At 56.8% G+C, this 26,936-nt stretch carries 26 protein-coding genes and 1 riboswitch; of the genes, 15 read left to right on the top strand and 11 right to left on the bottom strand.

Features of this window, described 5'->3' with window-relative positions; translation table 11 throughout:
• The 9 genes from RTP97_RS17450 to rpoC form a co-directional block, all read left to right on the top strand.
• On the top strand, window positions 1-86 hold an 86-nt coding region (locus tag RTP97_RS17450), incomplete at its 5' end, for a hypothetical protein (RefSeq protein WP_000740161.1).
• Window positions 87-305: 219 nt separating this feature from the next.
• Window positions 306-689 carry a preprotein translocase subunit SecE gene (gene secE, locus RTP97_RS17445; RefSeq protein WP_014068449.1) on the top strand — a complete coding sequence of 128 codons (384 nt, stop codon included), beginning with the start codon at window positions 306-308 and terminating at the stop codon, window positions 687-689.
• A 1-nt stretch (window position 690) separates the two neighbouring features.
• Window positions 691-1,236, top strand: coding sequence for a transcription termination/antitermination protein NusG (nusG, locus tag RTP97_RS17440; RefSeq protein WP_007665882.1), 546 nt, complete (start codon window positions 691-693; stop codon window positions 1,234-1,236).
• A 161-nt stretch (window positions 1,237-1,397) separates the two neighbouring features.
• Window positions 1,398-1,826, top strand: coding sequence for a 50S ribosomal protein L11 (gene rplK, locus RTP97_RS17435; RefSeq protein ID WP_042395618.1), 429 nt, complete (start codon window positions 1,398-1,400; stop codon window positions 1,824-1,826).
• A 3-nt stretch (window positions 1,827-1,829) separates the two neighbouring features.
• Complete coding sequence (gene rplA, locus RTP97_RS17430) at window positions 1,830-2,534, top strand: 50S ribosomal protein L1 (protein WP_103821842.1); 705 nt, start codon at window positions 1,830-1,832, stop codon at window positions 2,532-2,534.
• Between the two features lie 270 nt (window positions 2,535-2,804).
• Entirely contained in the window at window positions 2,805-3,302 is a 498-nt protein-coding gene (gene rplJ, locus RTP97_RS17425) for a 50S ribosomal protein L10 (RefSeq protein WP_002438625.1), read from the top strand.
• Between the two features lie 66 nt (window positions 3,303-3,368).
• Window positions 3,369-3,734, top strand: coding sequence for a 50S ribosomal protein L7/L12 (gene rplL, locus RTP97_RS17420; RefSeq protein WP_003033114.1), 366 nt, complete (start codon window positions 3,369-3,371; stop codon window positions 3,732-3,734).
• Between the two features lie 321 nt (window positions 3,735-4,055).
• Entirely contained in the window at window positions 4,056-8,084 is a 4,029-nt protein-coding gene (gene rpoB, locus RTP97_RS17415; protein WP_312415917.1) for a DNA-directed RNA polymerase subunit beta, read from the top strand.
• A 76-nt stretch (window positions 8,085-8,160) separates the two neighbouring features.
• Window positions 8,161-12,384 (top strand): DNA-directed RNA polymerase subunit beta', encoded by a 4,224-nt coding sequence (rpoC, locus tag RTP97_RS17410; protein ID WP_103821844.1) that lies wholly within the window; start codon window positions 8,161-8,163, stop codon window positions 12,382-12,384.
• 52 nt (window positions 12,385-12,436) lie between these two features.
• Here rpoC and RTP97_RS17405 read toward each other — a convergent pair whose 3' ends face one another.
• The 9 genes from RTP97_RS17405 to rsd form a co-directional block, all read right to left on the bottom strand.
• Window positions 12,437-12,754 (bottom strand): PTS lactose/cellobiose transporter subunit IIA, encoded by a 318-nt coding sequence (locus RTP97_RS17405; RefSeq protein WP_312214476.1) that lies wholly within the window; start codon window positions 12,752-12,754, stop codon window positions 12,437-12,439.
• Between the two features lie 5 nt (window positions 12,755-12,759).
• Window positions 12,760-13,065 (bottom strand): PTS sugar transporter subunit IIB, encoded by a 306-nt coding sequence (locus tag RTP97_RS17400; protein WP_312229977.1) that lies wholly within the window; start codon window positions 13,063-13,065, stop codon window positions 12,760-12,762.
• 116 nt (window positions 13,066-13,181) lie between these two features.
• Window positions 13,182-14,312, bottom strand: coding sequence for a 2-iminoacetate synthase ThiH (gene thiH, locus RTP97_RS17395; RefSeq protein WP_312415915.1), 1,131 nt, complete (start codon window positions 14,310-14,312; stop codon window positions 13,182-13,184).
• Window positions 14,309-15,079, bottom strand: a complete 771-nt coding sequence (gene thiG / locus RTP97_RS17390) for a thiazole synthase (RefSeq protein WP_312415913.1) — start codon at window positions 15,077-15,079, stop codon at window positions 14,309-14,311. Before thiG ends, thiH begins: the two co-directional genes overlap by 4 nt.
• A 1-nt stretch (window position 15,080) precedes the next feature.
• Window positions 15,081-15,281, bottom strand: a complete 201-nt coding sequence (thiS, locus tag RTP97_RS17385; protein WP_103821849.1) for a sulfur carrier protein ThiS — start codon at window positions 15,279-15,281, stop codon at window positions 15,081-15,083.
• Window positions 15,265-16,020 carry a HesA/MoeB/ThiF family protein gene (locus RTP97_RS17380; RefSeq protein ID WP_312415911.1) on the bottom strand — a complete coding sequence of 252 codons (756 nt, stop codon included), beginning with the start codon at window positions 16,018-16,020 and terminating at the stop codon, window positions 15,265-15,267. Before RTP97_RS17380 ends, thiS begins: the two co-directional genes overlap by 17 nt.
• A complete protein-coding gene (gene thiE / locus RTP97_RS17375) occupies window positions 16,013-16,648 on the bottom strand; it encodes a thiamine phosphate synthase (protein WP_312415909.1) in 636 nt (211 codons plus the stop codon). The genes RTP97_RS17380 and thiE overlap by 8 nt, the downstream gene beginning before the upstream one ends.
• On the bottom strand, window positions 16,648-18,435 hold the full coding sequence (gene thiC, locus RTP97_RS17370) for a phosphomethylpyrimidine synthase ThiC (RefSeq protein ID WP_312415907.1): 1,788 nt from the start codon (window positions 18,433-18,435) through the stop codon (window positions 16,648-16,650). Before thiC ends, thiE begins: the two co-directional genes overlap by 1 nt.
• Before the next feature lie 87 nt (window positions 18,436-18,522).
• Window positions 18,523-18,632, bottom strand: a riboswitch (TPP riboswitch).
• A 53-nt stretch (window positions 18,633-18,685) separates the two neighbouring features.
• Window positions 18,686-19,189: a sigma D regulator gene (rsd, locus tag RTP97_RS17365; protein ID WP_312415905.1), complete on the bottom strand. Its 504-nt coding sequence runs from the start codon at window positions 19,187-19,189 to the stop codon at window positions 18,686-18,688.
• Window positions 19,190-19,287: 98 nt separating this feature from the next.
• On the opposite strand from rsd, the gene nudC reads away from it, so the two are divergent.
• From nudC to RTP97_RS17335, 6 genes are all read left to right on the top strand, one after another.
• Window positions 19,288-20,061, top strand: a complete 774-nt coding sequence (gene nudC, locus RTP97_RS17360) for an NAD(+) diphosphatase (protein ID WP_312415902.1) — start codon at window positions 19,288-19,290, stop codon at window positions 20,059-20,061.
• Between the two features lie 52 nt (window positions 20,062-20,113).
• Entirely contained in the window at window positions 20,114-21,178 is a 1,065-nt protein-coding gene (hemE, locus tag RTP97_RS17355; protein ID WP_312415899.1) for a uroporphyrinogen decarboxylase, read from the top strand.
• A 9-nt stretch (window positions 21,179-21,187) separates the two neighbouring features.
• Window positions 21,188-21,859 (top strand): deoxyribonuclease V, encoded by a 672-nt coding sequence (gene nfi / locus RTP97_RS17350; RefSeq protein ID WP_312415896.1) that lies wholly within the window; start codon window positions 21,188-21,190, stop codon window positions 21,857-21,859.
• A 42-nt stretch (window positions 21,860-21,901) separates the two neighbouring features.
• Window positions 21,902-22,492: a YjaG family protein gene (locus tag RTP97_RS17345; RefSeq protein ID WP_312214456.1), complete on the top strand. Its 591-nt coding sequence runs from the start codon at window positions 21,902-21,904 to the stop codon at window positions 22,490-22,492.
• A gap of 186 nt (window positions 22,493-22,678) precedes the next feature.
• Entirely contained in the window at window positions 22,679-22,951 is a 273-nt protein-coding gene (gene hupA / locus RTP97_RS17340) for a nucleoid-associated protein HU-alpha (RefSeq protein ID WP_032615913.1), read from the top strand.
• Between the two features lie 6 nt (window positions 22,952-22,957).
• The gene (locus RTP97_RS17335; protein WP_312415893.1) at window positions 22,958-23,656 is read left to right on the top strand and encodes a DUF1481 domain-containing protein; all 699 of its coding nucleotides are present in this window, start codon (window positions 22,958-22,960) and stop codon (window positions 23,654-23,656) included.
• A gap of 51 nt (window positions 23,657-23,707) precedes the next feature.
• Here the strand turns inward: RTP97_RS17335 and purD are convergent, their stop codons facing one another.
• Both purD and purH read right to left on the bottom strand, forming a co-directional pair.
• Window positions 23,708-24,997 (bottom strand): phosphoribosylamine--glycine ligase, encoded by a 1,290-nt coding sequence (purD, locus tag RTP97_RS17330; protein ID WP_312415890.1) that lies wholly within the window; start codon window positions 24,995-24,997, stop codon window positions 23,708-23,710.
• Between the two features lie 15 nt (window positions 24,998-25,012).
• Window positions 25,013-26,599 (bottom strand): bifunctional phosphoribosylaminoimidazolecarboxamide formyltransferase/IMP cyclohydrolase, encoded by a 1,587-nt coding sequence (gene purH / locus RTP97_RS17325; protein WP_312415887.1) that lies wholly within the window; start codon window positions 26,597-26,599, stop codon window positions 25,013-25,015.
• Window positions 26,600-26,936 lie beyond the last annotated feature (337 nt).

The following is a 26,936-nucleotide window of genomic DNA, read 5'->3' as shown; positions in this document are numbered from 1 at the left end:
TCGCGATGGACGACGGTCTGCGTTTCGCAATCCGTGAAGGCGGCCGTACCGTTGGCGCAGGCGTTGTTGCTAAAGTTCTCAGCTAATCGCTGATAACATTTGACGCAATGCGCATGAAAAGGGCATCATTTGATGCCCTTTTTGCACGCTTTCGAACCAGAACCTGGCTCATCAGTGATTTTTTTTGTCATAATCATTGCTGAGACAGGCTCTGTAGATGGCGTAAGAGCCGGAGCATTTCGGTTAGGTTTGCCTCGCGTCCGCGGGGCAAAATGTTTTTCTGAATTCTTGTGACAGGTTGGTTTATGAGTGCGAATACCGAAGCTCAAGGGAGCGGGCGCGGCCTGGAAGCGATGAAGTGGGTTGCCGTTGCTGTATTGCTGATCGTAGCTATCGTAGGCAACTACCTCTATCGTGACATGATGCTGCCGTTACGCGCGCTGGCAGTAGTAATTCTTATTGCTGCAGCGGGTGGTGTCGCGCTGTTGACGACAAAGGGTAAAGCGACCGTTGCTTTTGCCCGTGAAGCGAGAACCGAAGTCCGTAAAGTGATTTGGCCAACTCGCCAGGAAACGTTGCACACTACACTGATTGTGGCCGCAGTGACCGCTGTTATGTCACTTATCCTGTGGGGACTGGATGGTATTCTGGTTCGCCTGGTATCCTTTATCACTGGCCTGAGGTTCTGAGATGTCTGAAGCCCCTAAAAAGCGCTGGTACGTCGTTCAGGCGTTTTCCGGTTTTGAAGGCCGCGTAGCAACGTCGCTGCGTGAGCATATCAAATTACACAATATGGAAGAGCTGTTTGGTGAAGTCATGGTGCCGACCGAAGAAGTGGTCGAGATCCGTGGCGGCCAGCGCCGCAAAAGCGAGCGTAAGTTCTTCCCGGGTTACGTTCTGGTCCAGATGGTCATGAACGACGCGAGCTGGCACCTGGTGCGCAGCGTGCCGCGCGTGATGGGCTTTATCGGCGGTACGTCAGACCGTCCGGCCCCGATCAGCGACAAAGAAGTTGACGCTATCATGAACCGCCTGCAGCAGGTTGGCGATAAGCCGCGTCCGAAAACGCTGTTTGAGCCGGGTGAAATGGTTCGTGTTAACGACGGTCCGTTTGCTGACTTTAACGGCGTGGTGGAAGAGGTGGACTATGAGAAGTCCCGCCTGAAAGTATCCGTCTCTATCTTCGGTCGTGCGACCCCGGTAGAGCTGGACTTCGGCCAGGTCGAAAAAGCCTAATAACCCAGGCGATCAAAAAAGCAACGATTTACCCGTTGCACAAGGCGCGAGATTGGACTACAATTTCGCGCCTTTTGTTTTTATGGGTCACGTACCCGTAAAACACTATTTATCACGGGGAGCTTCGTTGAAGCGCTATTACCCAAACTGAGGATTTAAACATGGCTAAGAAAGTCCAGGCCTACGTCAAGCTGCAGGTTGCAGCTGGCATGGCAAACCCGAGCCCACCGGTTGGTCCGGCTCTGGGTCAGCAGGGTGTTAACATCATGGAATTCTGTAAAGCGTTTAACGCCAAAACTGATTCCATCGAGAAAGGTCTGCCGATTCCGGTTGTTATTACCGTTTATGCTGACCGTTCTTTCACTTTCGTTACCAAAACGCCTCCGGCAGCAGTTCTGCTGAAGAAAGCGGCGGGTATCAAGTCTGGTTCCGGCAAGCCGAACAAAGACAAAGTGGGTACGATTACTCGCGCTCAGCTGCAAGAAATTGCACAGACTAAAGCTGCGGACATGACTGGTGCTGACGTTGAAGCGATGACTCGCTCCATCGAAGGTACTGCACGTTCCATGGGCCTGGTAGTGGAGGGTTAAGAAATGGCTAAACTGACCAAGCGCATGCGTGTGATCCGTGAGAAAGTTGATGCGACCAAACAGTACGACATCAACGAAGCCATTGCTCTGCTGAAAGAGCTGGCCACCGCTAAATTCAACGAAAGCGTTGACGTTGCTGTTAACCTCGGCATCGACGCTCGTAAATCTGACCAGAACGTTCGTGGTGCAACCGTACTGCCTAACGGTACCGGTCGTTCCGTACGCGTAGCCGTATTTACCCAGGGCCCGAACGCCGAAGCAGCTAAAGCTGCTGGCGCAGAGCTGGTAGGTATGGAAGATCTGGCTGACCAGATTAAGAAAGGCGAAATGAACTTTGACGTTGTTATTGCTTCCCCGGATGCAATGCGCGTTGTTGGCCAGCTGGGCCAGGTTCTGGGCCCGCGCGGCCTGATGCCGAACCCGAAAGTCGGTACCGTAACCCCTAACGTTGCTGAAGCGGTTAAAAACGCGAAAGCAGGTCAGGTTCGTTACCGTAACGACAAAAACGGCATCATCCACACCACCATCGGTAAAGTGGACTTTGACGCTGACAAACTGAAAGAAAACCTGGAAGCCCTGCTGGTTGCGCTGAAAAAAGCAAAACCGACTCAGGCGAAAGGCGTGTACATCAAGAAAGTTAGCATCTCCACCACCATGGGTGCAGGTGTTGCGGTTGACCAGGCTGGTCTGAGCGCAGCGGCGAACTAATATTCGCCTTTACGTGGGCGGTGGATTTGTCTACAATCTTCGCCCACGAAAGATTTTCGGTTGGAGCCTGGCCTAATCCAGGCCTCCGTCCAAGACCGCAGGTGCCTCGTAAGAGACTTAATTCCCTGCGTAGACGGTGACAGAACCTGAAGACATTTTTTAAGTATCTTTGGCTTGTTTCTGCTCACCGTATTTAGACGCTCCCTTCTTTGAGGGGAGTGAAGTGAGTTCCAGAGCATGAGCTCTGGCAAACATCCAGGAGCAAAGCTAATGGCTTTAAATCTTCAAGACAAACAAGCGATTGTTGCTGAAGTCAGCGAAGTAGCCAAAGGCGCGCTGTCTGCGGTTGTTGCGGATTCCCGTGGCGTTACCGTAGATAAAATGACCGAACTGCGTAAAGCAGGTCGCGAAGCCGGCGTATACATGCGTGTTGTTCGTAACACCCTGCTGCGCCGTGTTGTTGAAGGTACTCAGTTCGAGTGCCTGAAAGACGCGTTCGTTGGTCCGACCCTGATTGCATACTCTATGGAACACCCGGGCGCTGCTGCTCGTCTGTTCAAAGAGTTCGCGAAAGCGAATGCAAAATTTGAGGTCAAAGCCGCAGCCTTTGAAGGTGAGTTGATCCCGGCATCGCAGATCGATCGCCTGGCAACCCTGCCGACCTACGAAGAAGCAATTGCACGCCTGATGGCAACCATGAAAGAAGCCTCTGCAGGCAAACTGGTTCGCACTCTGGCTGCTGTACGCGATGCGAAAGAAGCTGCTTAATCGCAGTTATCTTTATCAAGCATCCGCTTACGTATAAACTTATTCTGATATTCAGGAACAATTTAAATGTCTATCACTAAAGATCAAATCATTGAAGCAGTATCCGCTATGTCCGTAATGGACGTTGTAGAGCTGATCTCTGCAATGGAAGAAAAATTCGGTGTTTCCGCTGCTGCTGCTGTAGCTGTAGCTGCTGGCCCGGCTGAAGCTGCTGAAGAAAAAACTGAATTCGACGTAATTCTGAAAGCTGCTGGCGCTAACAAAGTTGCTGTTATCAAAGCAGTACGTGGCGCAACTGGCCTGGGTCTGAAAGAAGCTAAAGACCTGGTAGAATCTGCTCCTGCCGCTCTGAAAGAAGGCATCAGCAAAGATGACGCCGAAGCACTGAAAAAATCTCTGGAAGAAGCTGGCGCTGAAGTTGAAGTTAAATAAGCCAACCCTTCCGGTTGCAGCCTGAGAAATTAGGCTGATGGCTGGTGACTTTTTAGTCACCAGCCTTTTTGCGCTGTAGGGTGTTAGTAGCGTTTCACACTGTTTGGCTACTGATTTCCTTCACAATGCTTGTTTCTATCGACGACTTAATATATTGCGACAGCGCGCCCGCGCTGTGTAAATCGTGACGAAATGGTTTAAGCGTGATAGCAACAGGCATTGCGGAAAGTGCTCCACTTTCCGGTCAACAAAATAGTGTTGCACAAACTGCCCCCGTCGTCGGGCAGATGGGTCGACTTGTCAGCGAGCTGAGGAACCCTAATGGTTTACTCCTATACCGAGAAAAAACGTATTCGTAAGGATTTTGGAAAGCGTCCGCAAGTACTGGACATTCCTTATCTCCTTTCTATCCAGCTTGACTCGTTCCAGAAGTTTATCGAGCAAGATCCTGAAGGACAGTATGGTCTGGAAGCGGCGTTTCGTTCCGTATTCCCGATCACAAGCTACAGCGGTAACTCAGAGCTGCAATACGTCAGCTACCGTCTGGGCGAGCCTGTCTTTGATGTGAAAGAGTGCCAGATCCGCGGCGTGACCTACTCGGCACCGCTGCGCGTAAAACTGCGCCTGGTGATCTACGAGCGCGAAGCGCCGGAAGGCACCGTTAAAGACATCAAAGAGCAAGAAGTTTACATGGGCGAAATTCCGCTCATGACCGATAACGGTACCTTTGTTATTAACGGTACTGAGCGCGTCATCGTGTCTCAGCTTCACCGTAGTCCTGGCGTATTCTTTGACAGCGACAAAGGTAAAACGCACTCTTCAGGTAAAGTGCTGTATAACGCGCGCATCATTCCTTACCGCGGCTCCTGGCTGGACTTCGAGTTTGACCCGAAAGACAACCTGTTCGTGCGTATCGACCGTCGCCGTAAGCTGCCTGCGACCATCATCCTGCGCGCGCTGAACTACACCACTGAACAGATCCTTGACCTGTTCTTTGAGAAAGTTATTTTCGAAATCCGTGACAACAAGCTGCAGATGGAGCTGGTCCCGGAGCGTCTGCGTGGCGAAACCGCCTCGTTTGATATCGAAGCCGACGGCAAAGTGTATGTCGAAAAAGGCCGCCGTATCACCGCGCGCCACATTCGCCAGCTGGAAAAAGATGAGATCAAACACATCGAAGTACCGGTTGAATACATCGCGGGCAAAGTCGCGGCTAAAGATTACGTTGATACCTCCACCGGCGAGCTGATCTGCCCGGCGAACATGGAGCTGTCTCTGGATCTGCTGGCTAAGCTGAGCCAGGCAGGCCACAAGCGTATCGAAACGCTGTTCACCAACGATCTGGACCACGGTCCGTACATGTCCGAAACCGTACGTGTCGACCCAACCACCGATCGCCTGAGCGCGCTGGTAGAGATCTACCGTATGATGCGTCCTGGTGAGCCGCCGACCCGTGAAGCTGCAGAAAGCCTGTTCGAGAACCTGTTCTTCTCCGAAGACCGCTACGATCTCTCTGCGGTTGGTCGTATGAAGTTCAACCGTTCTCTGCTGCGCGACGAGATCGAAGGTTCCGGTATCCTGAGCAAAGATGACATCATCGAAGTGATGAAAAAGCTCATCGGTATCCGTAACGGTATTGGCGAAGTGGATGATATCGACCACCTCGGCAACCGTCGTATCCGTTCCGTAGGCGAAATGGCGGAAAACCAGTTCCGCGTTGGCCTGGTGCGTGTAGAGCGTGCGGTGAAAGAGCGTCTCTCTCTGGGCGACCTCGATACCCTGATGCCTCAGGATATGATCAACGCCAAGCCGATCTCTGCGGCAGTGAAAGAGTTCTTTGGTTCCAGCCAGCTGTCCCAGTTTATGGACCAGAACAACCCGCTGTCTGAGATCACGCACAAGCGTCGTATCTCTGCACTCGGCCCGGGCGGTCTGACCCGTGAGCGCGCAGGCTTTGAAGTTCGAGACGTACACCCGACCCACTACGGTCGCGTATGTCCAATCGAAACGCCTGAAGGTCCGAACATCGGTCTGATCAACTCCCTGTCCGTGTATGCACAGACTAACGAATATGGCTTCCTTGAGACGCCGTACCGTAAAGTCACCGACGGCGTTGTGACCGATGAAATTCATTACCTCTCTGCTATCGAAGAGGGTAACTACGTTATCGCCCAGGCGAACACCAACCTGGACGAAGAGGGTCGCTTTGTTGATGACCTCGTTACCTGCCGTAGCAAAGGCGAATCCAGCTTGTTCAGCAACGACCAGGTTGACTACATGGACGTTTCCACCCAGCAGGTGGTTTCCGTCGGTGCGTCCCTGATCCCGTTCCTGGAACACGATGACGCCAACCGTGCATTGATGGGTGCGAACATGCAACGTCAGGCGGTTCCGACCCTGCGCGCTGATAAGCCGCTGGTAGGTACCGGTATGGAACGTGCTGTTGCCGTTGACTCCGGTGTAACTGCGGTAGCTAAACGTGGCGGTACCGTTCAGTACGTGGATGCGTCCCGTATCGTTATCAAAGTTAACGATGACGAGATGTACCCGGGCGAAGCGGGTATCGACATCTACAACCTGACCAAGTACACCCGTTCTAACCAGAACACCTGTATCAACCAGATGCCGTGTGTCTCTCTGGGTGAGCCAATTGAGCGCGGCGACGTGCTGGCTGACGGCCCGTCTACCGACCTCGGTGAACTGGCGCTCGGTCAGAACATGCGCGTCGCGTTCATGCCGTGGAACGGTTACAACTTCGAAGACTCCATCCTCGTTTCCGAGCGTGTGGTCCAGGAAGATCGTTTCACCACGATCCACATTCAGGAACTGGCGTGCGTGTCTCGTGACACCAAGCTGGGGCCGGAAGAGATCACCGCTGACATCCCGAACGTGGGTGAAGCTGCGCTCTCTAAACTGGATGAATCCGGTATCGTTTACATCGGTGCAGAAGTGACCGGCGGTGACATTCTGGTAGGTAAGGTAACGCCGAAAGGTGAAACCCAGCTGACCCCAGAAGAGAAGCTGCTGCGTGCGATCTTCGGTGAGAAAGCGTCTGACGTTAAAGACTCTTCTCTGCGCGTACCAAACGGTGTTTCCGGTACGGTTATCGACGTTCAGGTCTTCACTCGCGATGGCGTAGAGAAAGACAAACGTGCGCTGGAAATCGAAGAGATGCAGCTGAAGCAGGCTAAGAAAGACCTGTCTGAAGAGCTGCAGATCCTCGAAGCTGGCCTGTTCAGCCGTATCCATGCCGTGCTGGTGTCCGGTGGCGTTGAAGCTGAGAAGCTCGACAAACTGCCGCGTGACCGCTGGTTGGAGCTGGGCCTGACCGACGAAGAAAAACAGAATCAGCTGGAGCAGCTGGCTGAGCAGTATGACGAACTGAAACACGAGTTCGAGAAAAAACTCGAAGCGAAACGCCGCAAAATCACTCAGGGCGACGATCTGGCACCGGGCGTGCTGAAGATTGTTAAGGTCTATCTGGCCGTTAAACGTCAGATCCAGCCTGGTGATAAGATGGCGGGTCGTCACGGTAACAAGGGTGTTATCTCTAAGATCAACCCGATCGAAGATATGCCGCACGATGCTAACGGTACGCCGGTAGATATCGTACTGAACCCGCTGGGCGTACCGTCTCGTATGAACATCGGTCAGATCCTTGAAACCCACCTGGGTATGGCTGCGAAAGGTATCGGCGAGAAGATCAACGCCATGCTGAAGCAGCAGCAGGAAGTCGCGAAACTGCGCGAGTTCATCCAGCGTGCGTACGATCTGGGCTCTGACGTTCGCCAGAAAGTTGACCTGAACACCTTCAGCGATGAAGAAGTTCTGCGTCTGGCTGAAAACCTGCGTAAAGGTATGCCGATCGCAACGCCGGTATTCGACGGTGCGAAAGAGTCTGAAATCAAGGAGCTGTTACAGCTGGGTGGCCTGCCGACTTCCGGTCAGATCACGCTGTTCGACGGTCGTACCGGCGAGCAGTTCGAGCGCCAGGTTACCGTTGGCTACATGTACATGCTGAAACTGAACCACCTGGTTGATGACAAGATGCATGCGCGTTCTACCGGTTCTTACAGCCTGGTTACTCAGCAGCCGCTGGGTGGTAAGGCGCAGTTCGGTGGTCAGCGCTTCGGGGAGATGGAAGTGTGGGCGCTGGAAGCATACGGCGCGGCATACACCCTGCAGGAGATGCTCACCGTTAAGTCTGATGACGTGAACGGTCGTACCAAGATGTATAAAAACATCGTGGACGGCAACCATCAGATGGAACCGGGCATGCCTGAGTCCTTCAACGTACTGTTGAAAGAGATTCGTTCGCTGGGTATCAACATCGAACTGGAAGACGAGTAACTCTCGCTCAAACAGGTCACTGGTGCTGGGGTAACACCCGGCACCAGATTGTGCTAACTCCGACGGGAGCAAATCCGTGAAAGATTTATTAAAGTTTCTGAAAGCGCAAACGAAAACCGAAGAGTTTGATGCGATCAAAATTGCTCTGGCTTCGCCAGACATGATCCGTTCCTGGTCTTTCGGTGAAGTGAAGAAGCCGGAAACCATTAACTACCGTACGTTCAAACCTGAGCGTGACGGCCTTTTCTGTGCGCGTATTTTCGGGCCAGTAAAAGATTACGAGTGCCTGTGCGGTAAGTACAAGCGCCTGAAACACCGTGGTGTGATCTGTGAGAAGTGCGGCGTTGAAGTGACCCAGACTAAAGTGCGTCGTGAGCGCATGGGCCACATCGAGCTGGCGTCTCCGACTGCCCACATCTGGTTCCTGAAGTCGCTGCCGTCCCGTATCGGTCTGCTGCTGGATATGCCCCTGCGTGATATCGAGCGCGTGCTGTACTTCGAATCCTATGTGGTTATCGAAGGCGGCATGACCAACCTGGAACGTCATCAGATCCTGACTGAAGAGCAGTATCTGGACGCGCTGGAAGAGTTCGGTGACGAGTTCGACGCGAAGATGGGTGCGGAAGCTATCCAGGCCCTGCTGAAGAGCATGGATCTGGAGCAGGAGTGCGAGCAGCTGCGTGAAGAGCTGAACGAAACTAACTCCGAAACCAAGCGTAAAAAGCTGACCAAACGTATCAAGCTGCTGGAAGCGTTCGTACAGTCTGGCAACAAGCCGGAGTGGATGATCCTGACCGTTCTGCCGGTTCTGCCGCCAGATCTGCGTCCGCTGGTGCCGCTGGACGGCGGTCGTTTCGCCACGTCAGATCTGAACGATCTGTACCGTCGCGTGATCAACCGTAACAACCGTCTGAAACGTCTGCTGGATCTGGCTGCGCCTGACATCATCGTACGTAACGAAAAACGTATGCTGCAGGAAGCGGTAGATGCCCTGCTGGATAACGGCCGTCGCGGTCGTGCCATCACCGGCTCTAACAAGCGTCCGCTGAAATCTTTGGCCGATATGATCAAAGGTAAGCAGGGTCGTTTCCGTCAGAACCTGCTCGGTAAGCGTGTTGACTACTCCGGTCGTTCTGTAATCACCGTAGGTCCATACCTGCGTCTGCATCAGTGCGGCCTGCCGAAGAAGATGGCACTGGAGCTGTTCAAACCGTTCATCTACGGCAAGCTGGAGCTGCGTGGCCTGGCCACCACCATCAAAGCCGCTAAGAAGATGGTTGAGCGTGAAGAAGCTGTCGTTTGGGATATCCTGGACGAAGTGATCCGTGAACACCCGGTACTGCTGAACCGTGCACCAACCCTGCACCGTCTGGGTATCCAGGCGTTTGAACCGGTTCTGATCGAAGGTAAAGCGATCCAGCTGCACCCGCTGGTTTGTGCGGCATACAACGCCGACTTCGATGGTGACCAGATGGCAGTTCACGTACCGCTGACGCTGGAAGCCCAGCTGGAAGCGCGTGCGCTGATGATGTCTACCAACAACATTCTGTCTCCGGCGAACGGCGAACCTATCATCGTTCCGTCTCAGGACGTTGTACTGGGTCTGTACTACATGACCCGTGACTGTGTTAACGCCAAAGGCGAAGGCATGGTGCTGACTGGCCCGAAAGAAGCTGAGCGTATCTATCGCGCTGGCCTGGCCTCTCTGCATGCGCGCGTTAAAGTGCGTATCACCGAGTATGAAAAAGATGAAAACGGCGAATTCGTTGCGAAAACCAGCCTGAAAGACACGACCGTTGGCCGTGCCATTCTGTGGATGATCGTGCCGAAAGGTCTGCCTTTCTCCATCGTCAACCAGGCGCTGGGTAAGAAAGCGATCTCCAAAATGCTGAACACCTGTTACCGCATTCTGGGCCTGAAACCGACCGTAATCTTCGCGGACCAGACGATGTACACCGGCTTTGCTTATGCAGCGCGTTCAGGTGCATCCGTTGGTATCGATGACATGGTCATCCCGGAGAAGAAATACGAGATCATCAGCGAAGCGGAAGCTGAAGTTGCTGAGATTCAGGAGCAGTTCCAGTCTGGTCTGGTAACCGCTGGCGAACGTTACAACAAAGTTATCGATATCTGGGCTGCGGCGAACGATCGTGTATCCAAAGCGATGATGGATAACCTGCAAACCGAAACCGTGATTAACCGTGACGGTCAGGAAGAGCAGCAGGTCTCCTTCAACAGCATCTACATGATGGCCGACTCCGGTGCGCGTGGTTCTGCGGCACAGATTCGTCAGCTGGCGGGTATGCGTGGTCTGATGGCGAAGCCGGATGGCTCCATCATCGAAACGCCGATCACCGCGAACTTCCGTGAAGGTCTGAACGTACTCCAGTACTTCATCTCCACGCACGGTGCGCGTAAAGGTCTGGCGGATACCGCACTGAAAACGGCAAACTCCGGTTATCTGACCCGTCGTCTGGTTGACGTCGCGCAGGATCTGGTTGTTACCGAAGATGACTGTGGCACGCTGGAAGGCATCACCATGACCCCGGTTATCGAGGGTGGTGACGTTAAAGAGCCGCTGCGCGATCGCGTTCTGGGTCGTGTCACTGCGGAAGATATCCTGAAGCCGGGTACGGCGGACATTCTGGTTCCACGCAACACGCTGCTGCATGAGCAGATGTGTGACCTGCTGGAAGAGAACTCCGTTGACTCTGTGAAAGTGCGTTCCGTTGTATCCTGTGACACCGACTTTGGTGTGTGTGCCCACTGCTATGGTCGTGACCTGGCGCGTGGCCACATCATCAACAAAGGTGAGGCTATCGGCGTTATCGCAGCACAGTCCATCGGTGAGCCGGGTACCCAGCTGACGATGCGTACGTTCCACATCGGTGGTGCGGCATCTCGTGCGGCTGCTGAATCCAGCATCCAGGTGAAAAACAAAGGTAGCATCAAGCTCAGCAACGCGAAGTCGGTTGTGAACTCTGCCGGTAAACTGGTAGTGACCTCCCGTAACACCGAGCTGAAGCTGATCGACGAATTCGGTCGTACCAAAGAGAGCTATAAAGTGCCTTACGGTGCTGTTATGGCCAAGGGTGATGGCGAGCAGGTTGCTGGCGGCGAAACCGTAGCAAACTGGGATCCGCACACCATGCCGGTAATCACCGAAGTGGCTGGTTTCATCCGCTTCACCGATATGATCGACGGCCAGACGATTACTCGTCAGACCGACGAGCTGACCGGTCTCTCCTCGCTGGTGGTTCTGGACTCTGCAGAACGTACCGCGGGTGGTAAAGATCTGCGTCCGGCACTGAAAATCGTTGATGCTAACGGTAACGACGTTCTGATCCCGGGCACCGACATGCCGGCTCAGTACTTCCTGCCGGGTAAAGCGATTGTTCAGCTGGAAGATGGCATTCAGATCGGTGCAGGTGATGCTCTGGCGCGTATTCCTCAGGAATCCAGCGGTACCAAGGATATCACCGGTGGTCTGCCACGCGTTGCGGACCTGTTCGAAGCACGTCGTCCGAAAGAGCCGGCAATCCTGGCTGAGATCAGCGGTATTATCTCCTTCGGTAAAGAGACCAAAGGTAAACGCCGTCTGGTGATCACCCCGGTTGACGGTAGCGATCCGTACGAAGAGATGATCCCGAAATGGCGTCAGCTCAACGTGTTTGAAGGCGAGCGCGTAGAGCGTGGTGACGTGGTTTCCGACGGTCCGGAAGCTCCGCACGACATTCTGCGTCTGCGTGGCGTTCATGCGGTAACCCGTTACATCGTGAACGAAGTGCAGGACGTTTACCGTCTGCAGGGCGTTAAGATCAACGATAAGCACATCGAAGTTATCGTGCGTCAGATGCTGCGTAAAGCGACCATCGCCAACGCGGGAAGCTCCGACTTCCTGGAAGGCGAGCAGGTCGAATACTCTCGCGTTAAGATCGCCAACCGCGATCTGGAAGCGAACGGCAAAATCGCGGCAAGCTATGCTCGCGACCTGCTGGGTATTACCAAAGCATCTCTGGCAACCGAGTCCTTCATCTCCGCGGCATCGTTCCAGGAGACCACGCGTGTGCTTACCGAAGCAGCCGTTGCGGGCAAACGCGACGAACTGCGCGGTCTGAAAGAGAACGTTATCGTGGGTCGTCTGATCCCGGCCGGTACCGGTTATGCGTACCACCAGGATCGTATGCGCCGTCGCGCCGCTGGCGAACTGCCGGCAGCACCGCAGGTTACTGCTGAAGACGCTTCTGCCAGCCTGGCAGAGCTGCTGAACGCAGGCCTGGGCGGTTCCGACAACGACTAACGTTGCTTTCCGCTAATAAAAAACCCGCTTCGGCGGGTTTTTTTATCTCTGTTTACTGAGCTACCGGCAATCGTCGGTACAGCTCGATCATATCCCCGGCCAGATCCTGAATCACCATCGCGTTCATCAGGTGATCCTGGGAGTGTACGGTGATCAGATTCACCGGCAGCTTGCCGACGCCTTCGTCCAGGCCTATCAGCTCGGTCTGGATTTTATGCGCATGCTTCACGAACTCGCGCGACTCGTCCATCGCCTGCTCTGCACCCGTGAAATCGCCTTTGCGCGCCAGCTGCAATGCGGTAAGCGCCTGGCTGCGTGCCGCCCCGGCATTAACCAGCAGCTCCATAATGGTAGTTTCGAGATCCTCCATAGGGTTCACTCCAGCAGCTTCAGCGCTTTATCCAGCACGACGTCACCCTTCATCATGCCGTAGTCCATCATATCGATCACTGCGACCTTCTTGCCCAGCGGATCCGCCTGCGCCTGCAGTTTTGCCTGCTCATACTTCACCTGTGGGCCGAGCAGGATAATATCGGCCTCGGCGAGATTCTCCTTGAACTCGGAGACCGGAACCGCCTTGATAGAAACCTCGACGCCTTTCTTCTGCGCCGCATCTTTCATGCGTTGAACTAACATGCTGGTGGACATACCCGCTGCACAGCATAAGACGATGTTTTTCATAGTCAGCCTCGACAACGATGGGATAAATAAACATTAATCCCACCGTCTGGTTCAACAACCGCCTTACCCTGATTGTGTGTGGAGTATCACAAACAATTCTTACGAACGAAATCTGCTCACCTTAAATCCGTCCGACCCAGATAGCCGTCCCAGTCTTTCCACACCGGTTGCAGGCCGTTGCGCAGCAGGGCGCTGGCGACCTCCTCCGGGCGGCGGCCGTCGTGCGGTGCAAACTGCTCCAGCTCAGGATGGTTGTCGGCATAGCCCCCCGGCTGGGTTTTTGAGAAGGCGCTGACGCTGGTGATGCCCAGCGGGACAACGTGGTCGCGGAACCACGGCGACTCCCGGGTAGAGAGGGAAAGCTCCACGTCGGGGGCCAGCAGACGGAAGGCGCAAATGGTCTGCACCAGCTGGCGCTCATCCATCAGCGAGGCGGGTTCAATGCCTCCTGCACACGGGCGCAGGCGGGGGAAGGAGATAGAGTAGCGGCTCTGCCAGTAGTGCTGCTGGAGCCAGAGCAGATGCTCCGCCACCATGTAGCAATCTACCCGCCAGCTGTCGGAGAGACCCACCAGCGCGCCAAGGCCAATCCTGTCGATACCCGCCCGGCCAAGCCGGTCTGGCGTCTCCAGCCGCCAGAAGAAGTCCTGCTTATTGCCCTTCAGGTGATGACGAGCATAGGTTGCCTCATGATAGGTCTCCTGGTAGACCATCACCCCGTCCAGCCCCAGCGTTTTAAGCTCGGCATATTCCGCCTGCGACAGCGGCTGCACCTCCATCTGTAAAGAGGCAAACTGACGGCGAATGGCAGGGAAATGGCGGCGAAAATAGTCCATTCCTACCTTTGTCTGATGCTCGCCGGTCACCAGCAGCAGATGCTCAAAACCCATCTCGCGGATCGCCGCGCACTCGCGCAGGATCTCCTGTTCGTCGAGGGTCTTACGCTTGATGCGGTTGCTCATGGAGAAGCCGCAGTAGGTGCAGTCGTTGGCGCACAGGTTAGAGAGGTAGAGCGGGACGTAGAGACCGACGGCGTTGCCAAAGCGCTGACGGGTGAGACGCTGTGAGCGCTGGGCCAGCGGTTCAAGGTAGTCGCTGGCAGCAGGTGAGAGCAGGGCCATCATGTCATCGCGGGTCAGCTGGGTAGCCGCCAGCGCCCGTTCAACGTCGGCGCGGGTCTTACTGTGGATGCGCAGCCGGATATCCTCCCAGTCGAGCTGCCGCCAGTAGTCGCTGAAGGTCTTCATACGCTGGCCTCCAGAAAACCGGTCAGCGGGCTGGTGGCGCTGGCAATGCTGTTTACTGCGCCCGGCCCCGCCTGACGCGCCAGCATACCGGCCTCAACGGCCAGCCTGAATGCGCGGGCCATAGCAACCGGATCGTTGGCGACGGCAATAGCGGTATTCACCAGCACCGCGCTGGCCCCCATCTCTAGCGCTTCCGCCGCGTGGCTGGGTGTGCCGATCCCGGCATCCACCACCACCGGCACCCCGGCCTGGGCGATGATGATCTCCAGCATGGCGCGGGTGGCCAGGCCCTGATTTGAGCCTATCGGCGAACCGAGCGGCATCACCGCGGCGCAGCCTGCCTCCTCCAGCCGTCGGCACAGCACCGGATCGGCGCTGCAATAGGGAAGCACCACGAAGCCCTCTTTGACCAGCATCTCTGCTGCCTTCAGGGTTTCAACCGGATCGGGCAGCAGCCAGCGTGCATCCGGGTGGATCTCCAGCTTCAGCCAGTGGGTGCCCAGCGCCTCGCGGGCCAGCCGGGCGGCAAACACCGCCTCTTCGGCCGTTTTCGCTCCAGAGGTGTTCGGCAGCAGCGTCACCCCGGCTTCCAGCAGCGGGGCGAGGATTGCATCGTTACGCTGGCGCAGGTCGACACGCTTCATCGCCAGGGTGACCAGCTGGCTACCCGAGGCGCGGATCGCGTCGGTCATCAGCTGCGATGAGGCAAACTTGCCCGTTCCGGTAAACAGGTGTGATTCAAACGTTTTATCTGCAATACGTAACATGTCAGCCTCCGGCGATGACCTGAAAAAGCAGGATCCGATCGCCGTCCCGCAGTTGATGATGATCCCAGCGATCGCGGGGAATAACCTGCTGATTAAGCGCCAGCGCCGTTCCCGGCTTGAGCTGGTTAAGCTGCTCCAGCAGCCCGTGCAGGGTTAGCGCCTCCGCACACTGCATCGGCTCGTCATTAAACAGGATGCGCATCTCGCCCTCCGCAAACCGGGCAGCCCGCCGCCCGCTGTAGCCCGAGGGTGCGCCAGTGGTGCTTGCGGCCGTCAAACAGGCGCAGCTCGCCCTCGGCTGCCTGCATACCGCTGAGCAGCTTTAACGCCTCCAGCGCCTGCAATGTGCCCATCATTCCCACCACCGGGCCTATCACGCCCGCCGTGCGGCAGTTGCGCTGCGGCTCGTCGTCGTCCGGCCACAGGCAACGGTAGCAGCCGTGTGCCCACGGTGGAGTGAGCACCATCAGCTGGCCGCCGAACCCCACGGCGCTGGCGGTGATCAGCGGGGTGTCCAGCGCCACGCAGGCGGCGTTAATCGCCTGGCGCGTCACCATGTTATCGGTGCAGTCGAGCACCACGTCGGCCTGGACCACCTGCTGACGGAGCGCCTCGCCCTCCAGACGAGCCTCCAGGGTAAGCAGCTCAATGTGGGGATTGAGCTGCTGTAACCGCTGGCGGGCGGCGCCGGCTTTAGGCTGATTAATGTCGTCGGTGGTGAACATAATCTGCCGTTGCAGGTTGCTCAGGTGCACCGCGTCATCGTCCGCCAGCACCAGCGTCCCAACCCCAGCCGCCGCCAGATAGAGCGCGGCGGGGGAGCCTAAGCCGCCGAGGCCGATAATCAGCACCCGACTGGCGAGTAGTTTTTGCTGGCCATCAAGCGCGATATCCTCCAGCAGGATCTGCCGGCTGTAGCGCATAAAGTCGCTGTCATTCATCGCCCACCCCCGCGAGGTCGATAAGCTGCCGGGTGGCGCTGCGCCAGTCCACTGCCTGGGTGATGGCGCTCACTACCGCAATGCTGCCAACCCCGGTCGCCAGCACCTGCGGCGCGCGCGCAAGGCTAATGCCGCCGATAGCCACCGTCGGGTAATCTTTTAACCGGGCAACGTGGTGCGCCAGCTGCTCCAGACCCTGCGGTGCTGAGGGCATCTGCTTGGTCTGGGTCGGGAAGACATGGCCGAGGGCGATGTAGGAGGGGCGGGCGGCCAGCGCAACGTCGATTTCCATATCATCATGGGTGGAGACGCCCAGGCGCAGACCCGCGTTGCGGATTGCGCTAAGGTCAGTTGTCTCCAGATCCTCCTGCCCCAGATGCACGCCGTAAGCGTCATGTTTAATGGCTAGCCGCCAGTAGTCGTTAATAAACAGCCGGACAGCGTAGCGCTTGCCCAGCGCCACTGCCGCCGCGACGTCGGCTTCAACCTCATGGTCCTGCTTATCTTTGATCCGCAGCTGGAGGGTGCGCACGCCCGCCTCCAGCAGGCGCTCAATCCACGCTACGCTGTCGACAACCGGATAGAGCCCCAGACGGTAGGGCACCGGAGGGAAATCGGGCTGATACATCAGGCCTCCTCCTTCTTGAGATAGATCTCGCCGCCGCGGGCGCGGAAGTCGTTCGACATATCGCTCATACCCACCTCGATCGCCTGGGCCGCGGCGTAGTCCCGCACCTCCTGGCTGATTTTCATCGAGCAGAACTTGGGTCCGCACATAGAGCAGAAGTGGGCTACCTTGCCTGACTCCTGGGGCAGGGTCTCATCGTGGTAGGCGCGAGCGGTGAAGGGATCGAGGGCGAGGTTAAACTGATCCTCCCAGCGGAACTCAAACCGCGCTTTCGACATGGCGTTGTCGCGGATCTGCGCTCCCGGATGGCCTTTAGCGAGATCGGCGGCGTGGGCGGCAATTTTGTAGGTAATTAGCCCCTGCTTCACATCTTCCTTGTTCGGCAGGCCAAGGTGCTCTTTTGGCGTCACGTAGCAGAGCATGGCGCAGCCAAACCAGCCGATCATCGCCGCGCCAATGCCGGAGGTGAAGTGGTCATAGCCCGGCGCGATATCGGTGGTCAACGGCCCGAGGGTATAGAAGGGCGCTTCATGGCAGTGCTCCAGCTCTTCGGTCATGTTGCGACGGATCATCTGCATTGGCACGTGGCCCGGACCTTCAATCATCACCTGCACGTCGTACTCCCAGGCGATTTTGGTCAGTTCGCCCAGGGTATGCAGCTCGGCAAACTGCGCCTCGTCATTGGCATCCTGAATTGAGCCAGGACGCAGGCCGTCGCCCAGCGACAGAGAGACGTCGTAGGCGGCGCAGATTTCGCAGATCTCGCGGAAGTGCTGATACAGGAAGTTCTCCTGATGGTGGGAGAGGCACCACTTGGCCATGATCGAGCCGCCGCGGGAGACGATGCCGGTGAGGCGGTTGGCGGTCATCGGCACGTAGCGCAGCAGCACGCCAGCGTGGATGGTGAAGTAGTCCACCCCCTGTTCGGCCTGCTCCAGCAGCGTCTCGCGGAAGGCTTCCCAGGAGAGGTTCTCGGCGATGCCGTTGACCTTCTCCAGCGCCTGGTAGACAGGGACGGTGCCAATCGGGACCGGGCTGTTGCGCAGGATCCACTCCCGCGTCTCATGGATATTGCGGCCGGTGGAGAGGTCCATCACCGTGTCTGCGCCCCAGCGGGTGGCCCACACCAGCTTCTCCACCTCCTCTTCGATGGAGGAGGTCACCGCCGAGTTGCCGATATTGGCGTTGACCTTCACCAGGAAGTTACGGCCGATGATCATCGGTTCGGATTCGGGGTGGTTGATGTTGGCAGGAATAATGGCGCGTCCGGCGGCCACTTCATCGCGGACAAACTCCGGGGTGATGTTCTCCGGCAGGCGTGCGCCAAAGCCTTCCCCCGGATGCTGGCGGCGCAGCACCTCGCCACGGATACGCTCCCGTCCCATATTTTCACGCAGGGCGATGAACTCCATCTCCGGCGTCACGATCCCCTGGCGAGCGTAGTGTAGCTGGGTAACGCACTTCCCGGGGCGGGCGGCGATCCATGCGGATCGGATCTTCGCGATCCCTTTCTCTACGTCGATCGCCACATCCGGATCGCCGTAAGGACCAGAGGTATCGTATACCGGGATCGCCTCGTTCTCTTCAAACTGCGGCTCTGCTTTGCTGCCGCCAATCAGCGTCGGGCTAAGCTGGATCTCACGCATCGGCACGCGAATATCGCTCTGCGAACCCGGGATATAGATACGTTTTGAGTTGGGAAAGGTGGTGCCCTCCAGCGTGTTGATAAAGTGCTGGGCAGCGGCGCGCTGTTCACGGCGGGTAGGTTTAGTAGCAGACTCAGACATAGCTCATTCCATAAAAAGTTAAGGACGTGGCTTGTCAGAACGACGGATGAAGCAAGAGGATGCGTGTAGCCCAGAGGGGCACACGCCAGCAGATTGACTCTTGTTCCCTTCGCAGGTTCTAACCTGATCAGGTTCCGCGGATCCCGAATTAACGGTCTCAGCCGGTGCTTACGCACTCGGCACTCCGACAAGAAAAACCCCCGTCTTGCAGGGGGTAGGTAAATTAAACTACGCGTTAATGCTTAAGAACTCAAGCAGGGCGAGCGATGTTGCTATCGTCGTTAGCGCTCTCTGCCAGGTTGAAATCGAATGCCAGCACGATGAGCTGATCCTCCAGCGTAAAGCGTGCGGCCAGCGCTTCGCCAATGCCGGACAGCGCTTCCTGGAACTCCAGGCAGTTATCATCGTCGATGGCGTTCTCAAGATTTGAGTCGTAGTAGCTCATAATCTGCTGAGTATTGGCTTCCAGCTGCGGATAGATTTGCGTGGCAGCTAAAAGTGGGCTGCTCCCTTCCATTTCGCTGATAATTTGTTCATAAATACTAAAGTGACCGGCGGAAAGATAATCGACCAGATTATGGCAAAAATCGTCCAGAGCCTTCTCATCCAGCTCGGTATAAGACTCTTTGCCCGGCTTGATGCCCACCAGGTTGTAATATGATACCAGCAAATGCTTGCGCACCTGTAACCAGTGATCGACTAGTTTATTCGTCCCGCCTACGCGCGCCGTCAGGCTTTCCAGGTGGTTTAGCATGATTAACTCCGTGGTTTAAGATTAAAAAAGTGTTCACCCAAAATATGTAAAAATGATGTAACCAACATGCCAGTGTCGCTAAGGTAGTGCAACAGATTATGGAACGTGTCATCGAATTAACCGATCAGGGCTGGTGGATCGTCAGCCATGAACAAAAATTATGGTTGCCCGCTGGAGAATTACCACATGGTGAGGCAGGAAATTTTGATCTTGTGGGCCAGCGCGGGTTAATTATCGGCGAATGGCAGGGGGAATCGGTGTGGCTGGTTCGCCAGTCCCGACATCAGGAGATGGCTTCGGTACGCCAGCTGATGGATCAGGACGTGGGTCTGTTCCAGCTTGCCGGGCGCGGCGTACAGCTGGCGGAGTTCTACCGTTCGCATAAGTTCTGCGGCTACTGCGGGCACACCATGCACCCGAGCAAAACCGAGTGGGCGATGCTCTGCGGCGGCTGCCGCGAGCGCTACTACCCGCAAATCGCCCCCTGCATCATTGTCGCGATCCGCCGTGATGACCATATTTTACTGGCCCAACACACCCGCCATCGCAACGGGATCTATACCGTGCTGGCCGGTTTCGTCGAGGTGGGAGAGACCCTGGAGCAGACCGTTGCCCGCGAGGTGATGGAGGAGAGCGGCATCCGGGTGAAAAACCTGCGCTACGTCACCTCCCAACCCTGGCCGTTCCCGCAATCCCTGATGACCGCGTTTATGGCCGAATATGACAGCGGCGATATCGTCATCGATCCTAATGAGTTGCTGGACGCGGGCTGGTATCGCTATGACCAGCTGCCGCTCCTGCCGCCGCCGGGCACCGTGGCGCGACGGCTGATTGAGGATACGGTCGCCCTCTGTCGGGCAGAGTATGAGTGAAGCATGAGGCGGCGTGTTACAATAACGGTCTGACGCATTGAGGAATTGCAAAATGACCGAATTGAAAAACGATCGTTACCTGCGCGCGCTGCTGCGCCAGCCCGTGGATATCACGCCGGTATGGATGATGAGACAGGCCGGGCGCTATCTGCCGGAGTACAAAGCCACGCGCGCCCAGGCGGGCGATTTTATGTCGCTGTGCAAAAACGCCGAGCTGGCCTGTGAGGTCACGCTACAGCCGCTGCGCCGTTACCCCCTTGATGCCGCCATTCTGTTCTCAGATATCCTGACTATCCCTGATGCGATGGGGCTGGGCCTCTACTTTGAAGCCGGGGAAGGCCCGCGCTTTAGCCTGCCGATCACCGGCAAAGCCGACGTTGACCGCCTGCCTGTTCCCGATCCGGAGCAGGAGCTGGGCTACGTGATGAACGCCGTGCGCACCATCCGCCGCGAGCTGAAGGGCGAGGTGCCGCTGATTGGCTTCTCCGGCAGTCCGTGGACGCTGGCAACCTACATGGTGGAAGGCGGCAGCAGCAAGGCCTTCACCGTGATCAAAAAGATGATGTATGCCGAGCCGCAAACCCTGCATGCGCTGCTGGAGAAGCTGGCGAAGAGCGTCACGCTCTATCTCAACGCGCAGATTAAAGCAGGCGCGCAGTCGGTGATGATCTTCGACACCTGGGGCGGCGTGCTGACCGGGCGCGACTATCAGCAGTTCTCGCTCTACTACATGCATAAGATTGTCGACGGCCTGCTGCGGGAAAACGAGGGCCGCCGCGTGCCGGTCACCCTGTTTACCAAAGGCGGCGGACAGTGGCTGGAGGCGATGGCGGAGACCGGCTGTGACGCGCTGGGTCTCGACTGGACCATCGATATTACCGACGCGCGTCGTCGCGTAGGGCACAAGGTCGCCCTGCAGGGCAATATGGATCCGTCGATGCTCTATGCGCCACCGGCACGTATCGAAGAGGAAGTCGCGACTATACTTTCTGGTTTCGGCCAGGGCGAAGGGCACGTCTTCAACCTCGGCCACGGTATTCATCAGGATGTCCCGCCTGAACATGCAGGCGCATTTGTCGAGGCGGTACATCGTCTGTCGGAGCAATATCACCGCTAAGGAGCATATATGGATCTCGCGTCGCTACGCGCTCAACAAATCGAACTGGCCTCATCGGTGATCCGCGAGGATCGTTTTATCAGCGATCCTCCGGCGTTTATCGGCGGCGCGGACGTCGGCTTTGAGCAGGGTGGCGAAGTAACGCGAGCGGCGATGGTGGTGCTGAAGTACCCGTCGCTGGAGCTGGTGGAGTACCAGGTTGCACGTATCGCCACCACGATGCCCTATATCCCCGGCTTTCTCTCTTTTCGTGAGTATCCCGCGCTGCTGGCAGCGTGGGAGATGCTGTCGCAAAAACCCGATCTGCTGTTCGTGGACGGCCACGGTATTTCGCATCCGCGCCGCCTCGGCGTCGCCAGCCACTTTGGCCTGCTGGTGGACGTCCCGACCATCGGGGTGGCGAAGAAACGCCTGTGCGGCAAGTTTGAGCCGCTCTCGCCTGAGCCGGGGGCGCTCGCACCGCTGATGGACAAAGGCGAGCAGCTGGCATGGGTATGGCGCAGCAAGGCGCGCTGTAATCCGCTGTTTGTGGCGACAGGGCATCGCGTTGGGCTGGACAGCGCCCTGGCGTGGGTGCAGCGCTGTACCCAAGGCTATCGCCTGCCGGAACCGACGCGCTGGGCCGATGCCGTGGCATCAAGGCGTCCGGCATTTGTGCGATGGCAGGAAATTCAGCCCTGATTCAGGTACACTGCGGCTAATTTCCGATAGCGAGAATCCACCATGTTACAAAACCCTATTCACCTGCGCCTGGAGAGGCTGGAGAGCTGGCAGCACGTCACCTTTATGGCCTGCCTGTGCGAGCGCATGTATCCGAACTACGCCATGTTCTGCCAGCAGACCGGCTTCGGTGACGCGCAGCTTTATCGCCGCATTGTTGACCTGATCTGGGAGACGCTGACGGTGAAAGACGCAAAGGTGAATTTCGACAGCCAGCTCGAGAAGCTGGAAGAGGCGATCCCGGTGGCTGACGATTACGATCTCTACGGCGTCTATCCGGCCATTGACGCCTGCGTGGCGTTGAGCGAACTGCTGCACTCGCGTCTAAGCGGTGAGACCCTGGAGCACACCATTGAGGTGAGCAAGACCTCAATCACCACGGTAGCGATGCTGGAGATGACCCAGGCAGGTCGCGAAATGACCGACGATGAGCTGAAAGCGAACCCGGCCGTAGAGCAGGAGTGGGATATTCAGTGGGAAATATTCCGACTTTTGGCTGACTGCGAAGAACGCGATATTGAGCTGATTAAAGGGCTACGCGCGGACTTACGCGAGGCGGGCGAGAGTAATATCGGTATACTTTTGCAGCAATGAGACAACAAAACGTGATTTAACGCCTGTTTTGTCTCTCTGGAAGGCTTCCCATTGGCCCCCCGTCTGGTCTACATTTGGAGGGCGAAAAAAAGTGGCTATCGGTGCGTGTATGCAGGAGAGTGCTTTTCTGGCATTTTCGTCGCACTCGATGCTTAGCAAGCGATAAACACATTGTAAGGATAACTTATGAACAAGACTCAACTGATTGATGTAATTGCAGACAAAGCTGACCTGTCTAAAGTACAGGCGAAAGCTGCCCTGGAATCCACCCTGGCTGCTATTACTGAGTCTCTGAAAGAAGGCGATGCTGTACAACTGGTTGGTTTCGGAACCTTCAAAGTGAACCACCGCGCTGAGCGTACTGGCCGCAACCCGCAGACCGGTAACGAAATCAAAATCGCCGCAGCTAACGTGCCGGCATTTGTTTCTGGCAAAGCTCTGAAAGACGCAGTTAAATAAGACCGCGTGACAGCGAACAGTTTTGATGAGGGGGCGTTTTCGCCCCTTTTGTCTGTCTGGCGTCGCACCCTGACGCTGGCGGGCCTGCTGTTGCTGACCGCCTGTAGCCACGATGATTCACTGCCACCCTTTACCGCCAGCGGCTACGCGGGGGATCAAGGGGCGGTGCGCATATGGCGTAAGGACGACGGAGATGCCGTCCATCTCCTCACGGCCTTTAGCCCGTGGCGCAGCGGGGATACCTCTATCAGCGAATACCGCTGGCAGGGCGATCGGCTGGCGCTGATCGAACTCAATGTCTACGGCACGCCGCCGGAACATATTCGCGCCCGCTTTGACGAGCGTGGCGAACTCAGCTTTATGCAGCGAGAAGTCAACGGGCAGAAGCAGCAGCTCTCCAGCGACCAGATCGCCCTCTACCGCTATCGCGCCGACCAGATCCGCCAGACCAGCGATGCCCTACGCCAGGGGCAGGTAATGCTGCGTCAGGGACGCTGGCACAACGACGGCTCGGTCACCACCTGTGAAGGCCAAACCATCAAGCCCGATTTTGAACCGCAGGCGCTGAGCCATATTCAGCGTCGTCAGCAGCACTCCTCAGCGGACGTCAGTCTTGCATGGTTAGAAGCACCGGAGGGGACGCAGCTGCTGCTGGTGGCAAACGAGGACTTTTGTACCTGGCAACCGCAGGCGAAGAGTTTCTGAAGGGGTTAAAACAGGGCGGAGACGCGCAAGCGCCGGGCCGCCCTGGCGAGGTTACTGCTGCTCTTCCCGCGCGATGGCGCGATAGCCAATATCCTGGCGGCTGAAGCTGCCATCCCAGTGAATATCTGCCATTAACGCATAGGCGTTCTTCTGCGCTTCGGCAACGGTGTTACCCAGCGCGGTAGCACAGAGCACGCGTCCGCCGCTGGTGAGCACCTGCTCGTCGTCAGCAAGCGTGGTACCGGCATGGAACACCTTACCGCCGACGCTCTCTAGCGGCAGGCCGTGGATCACGTCGCCTGTGCGGTAGTTGCCCGGGTAGCCACCTGCGGCAATCACCACCCCAAGCGAGGCGCGATCGTCCCACTCGGAGGTTTTCTCGTCGAGCTTGCCTTCACAGGCGGCCAGGCACAGCTCTACCAGATCGGACTTCATACGCAGCATAATCGGCTGGGTTTCGGGATCGCCAAAGCGGCAGTTAAACTCGATAACCTTCGGGTTGCCCTCTTTGTCGATCATCAGCCCGGCATAGAGGAAGCCAACGTAGGTATTGCCTTCCGCCGCCATGCCTTTCACGGTTGGCCAGATTACGCGGTCCATGGTGCGCTGGTGCACTTCGCTGGTTACAACCGGCGCAGGGGAGTAGGCGCCCATCCCGCCGGTGTTCGGGCCGGTATCACCGTTGCCGACGCGCTTATGATCCTGACTGGTGGCCATCGGCAGGACGTGCTCGCCGTCAACCATCACGATAAAACTCGCCTCTTCGCCGTCGAGGAACTCTTCGATAACGATGCGGTGCCCGGCGTCACCAAAGGCGTTGCCTGCCAGCATATCGTGCACGGCGGCTTCCGCCTCTTCCAGAGTCATCGCCACAATGACGCCTTTACCGGCGGCCAGACCGTCGGCTTTAATAACGATCGGCGCGCCTTTCTTGCGCAGATAGTCCAGGGCGGGTTCGACTTCGGTAAAGTTCTCATACTCTGCGGTCGGGATATCATGGCGAGCAAGGAAATCTTTGGTGAACGCTTTAGAGCCTTCAAGCTGGGCGGCACCCTGGGTTGGACCGAAGATTTTCAGCCCCGCCGCCTGGAATGCATCCACTACGCCAATCACCAGCGGCGCTTCCGGACCAACAATGGTCAGATCGATCTTCTCGTTCTGGGCGAAGCTTAACAGCCCAGCAATATCCGTCGCGCTCACGGCGACGTTCTGCAGGGTCGGCTCCAGTGCCGTACCTGCGTTGCCAGGAGCCACGAAAACGGTGCTTACCAGCGGGGACTGGGCTGCCTTCCACGCCAGGGCATGCTCGCGTCCGCCATTACCAATAACTAATACTTTCATTCTCTGCTCCGTGAATTAATGGCGGAAGTGACGCATACCGGTAAAGATCATGGCAATGCCGTGCTCGTCGGCGGCGGCAATAACTTCATCATCGCGAATAGAGCCGCCCGGCTGGATCACGCAGGTCACGCCCACGGCTGCCGCGGCATCGATACCGTCGCGGAACGGGAAGAAGGCGTCGGAGGCCATCGCGGAGCCTTTTACTTCCAGGCCTTCGTCACCGGCTTTGATACCGGCAATTTTCGCAGAGTAGACGCGGCTCATCTGGCCTGCGCCAATGCCGATGGTCATCTTATCTTTGGCATAAACAATGGCGTTGGACTTCACAAACTTCGCCACTTTCCAGCAGAAGAGGGCATCGCGCATCTCCTCTTCGGTCGGCAGGCGCTTGCTAACCACATGCAGCTCTTTATTGGTGACCATGCCGAGATCGCGGTCCTGAACCAGCAGACCACCGTTAACGCGTTTAAAATCGAGACCCGCAATACGTTCTGCCCACTTGCCGCAGGTCAGGACACGGACGTTCTGTTTGGCGGCGGTGATCTTCAGCGCCTCTTCAGTAGCAGAGGGGGCAATGATCACCTCAACAAACTGGCGGGAGATGATCGCCTGGGCGGTATCGGCATCCAGCTCGCGGTTAAAGGCAATGATGCCGCCGAAGGCCGAGGTCGGATCGGTTTTATAGGCACGATCGTAAGCGCTGAGAATAGAGCTGCCTACCGCCACGCCGCATGGGTTGGCATGCTTAACGATGACACAGGCCGGTTCGTTGAACTCTTTCACGCACTCCAGTGCCGCGTCGGTGTCGGCGATGTTGTTATAGGAGAGCGCTTTGCCCTGCACCTGGATAGCCGTCGCCACGGAAGCCTCTTTAACGCCTTCTTCTATATAGAAGGCAGCCTGCTGGTGGCTGTTCTCACCGTAGCGCATATCCTGCTTCTTAATAAAGTTCAGGTTTAGGGTACGTGGGAAGCGGCCAGCGGGCTCTTTAGTTTCACCGTGGTACGCCGGCACCAGGCTACCGAAGTAGTTAGCGATCATGCTGTCATAGGCGGCGGTGTGCTCGAAGGCTTTAATGGCAAGGTCGAAACGGGTCTCAAGGGTCAGAGAGCCTCCATGAGCATCCATCTCTTTAATAATCGCGTCGTAGTCACTGCTCTTTACCACAATCGCCACGTCTTTATGGTTCTTGGCAGCAGAGCGCACCATGGTAGGACCGCCGATATCGATATTCTCAACGGCGTCTTCCAGCGAGCAGCCCTCGCGGGCAACGGTCGCGGCAAAGGGATAGAGGTTAACAACCACCATATCGATAGGGTCGATGCCATGCTGAGCCATGATCCCATCATCCTGGCCGCGACGGCCAAGAATGCCGCCGTGCACTTTCGGGTGCAGAGTCTTGACGCGTCCATCCATCATTTCTGGGAAGCCGGTGTAATCGGAGACTTCAGTGACCGGCAGGCCTTTATCTGCCAGCAAACGGGCAGTACCGCCGGTGGAGAGCAGCTCCACGCCGCGCTGGGAGAGAGCCTGAGCGAATTCGACGATACCGGCCTTATCAGAAACACTGAGCAGAGCGCGGCGGACTGGACGTTGTTGCATGGTATAAATCCCCGGGATTTGAACATTACAGAGAGCGTTAGCTGAATTTTTCTCTAAAAACTCAGCTAACGCCCCACGAGGGGCCGCCTATAATAAGCGAAGGCATTTTAACGAAAACGTTTGCGCATCGCTCGTTAATTTTCAATTTTTCGCAGCAGTGTGGATAACTCTGTGCGTAAAAAGGTATAAGGCCGCGTTTTGCTGTGGAATGCAGCAGTCAGTCATTTTTCTGCAATTTAACTATTGCGGGCGCTCGAGAACTCCCTATAATGCGCCTCCATCGACACGGAACAACGGCAAACAAGCCGCCGCGTCAGCAGGACTTCTCCGGAAGTTC

The organism is Pseudescherichia sp., assembly GCF_031998825.1.
GTDB lineage: Bacteria > Pseudomonadota > Gammaproteobacteria > Enterobacterales > Enterobacteriaceae > Pseudescherichia.
Note: the sequence above shows the minus strand (reverse complement) of the source record. Positions and strands in the feature narration are given on the sequence as shown.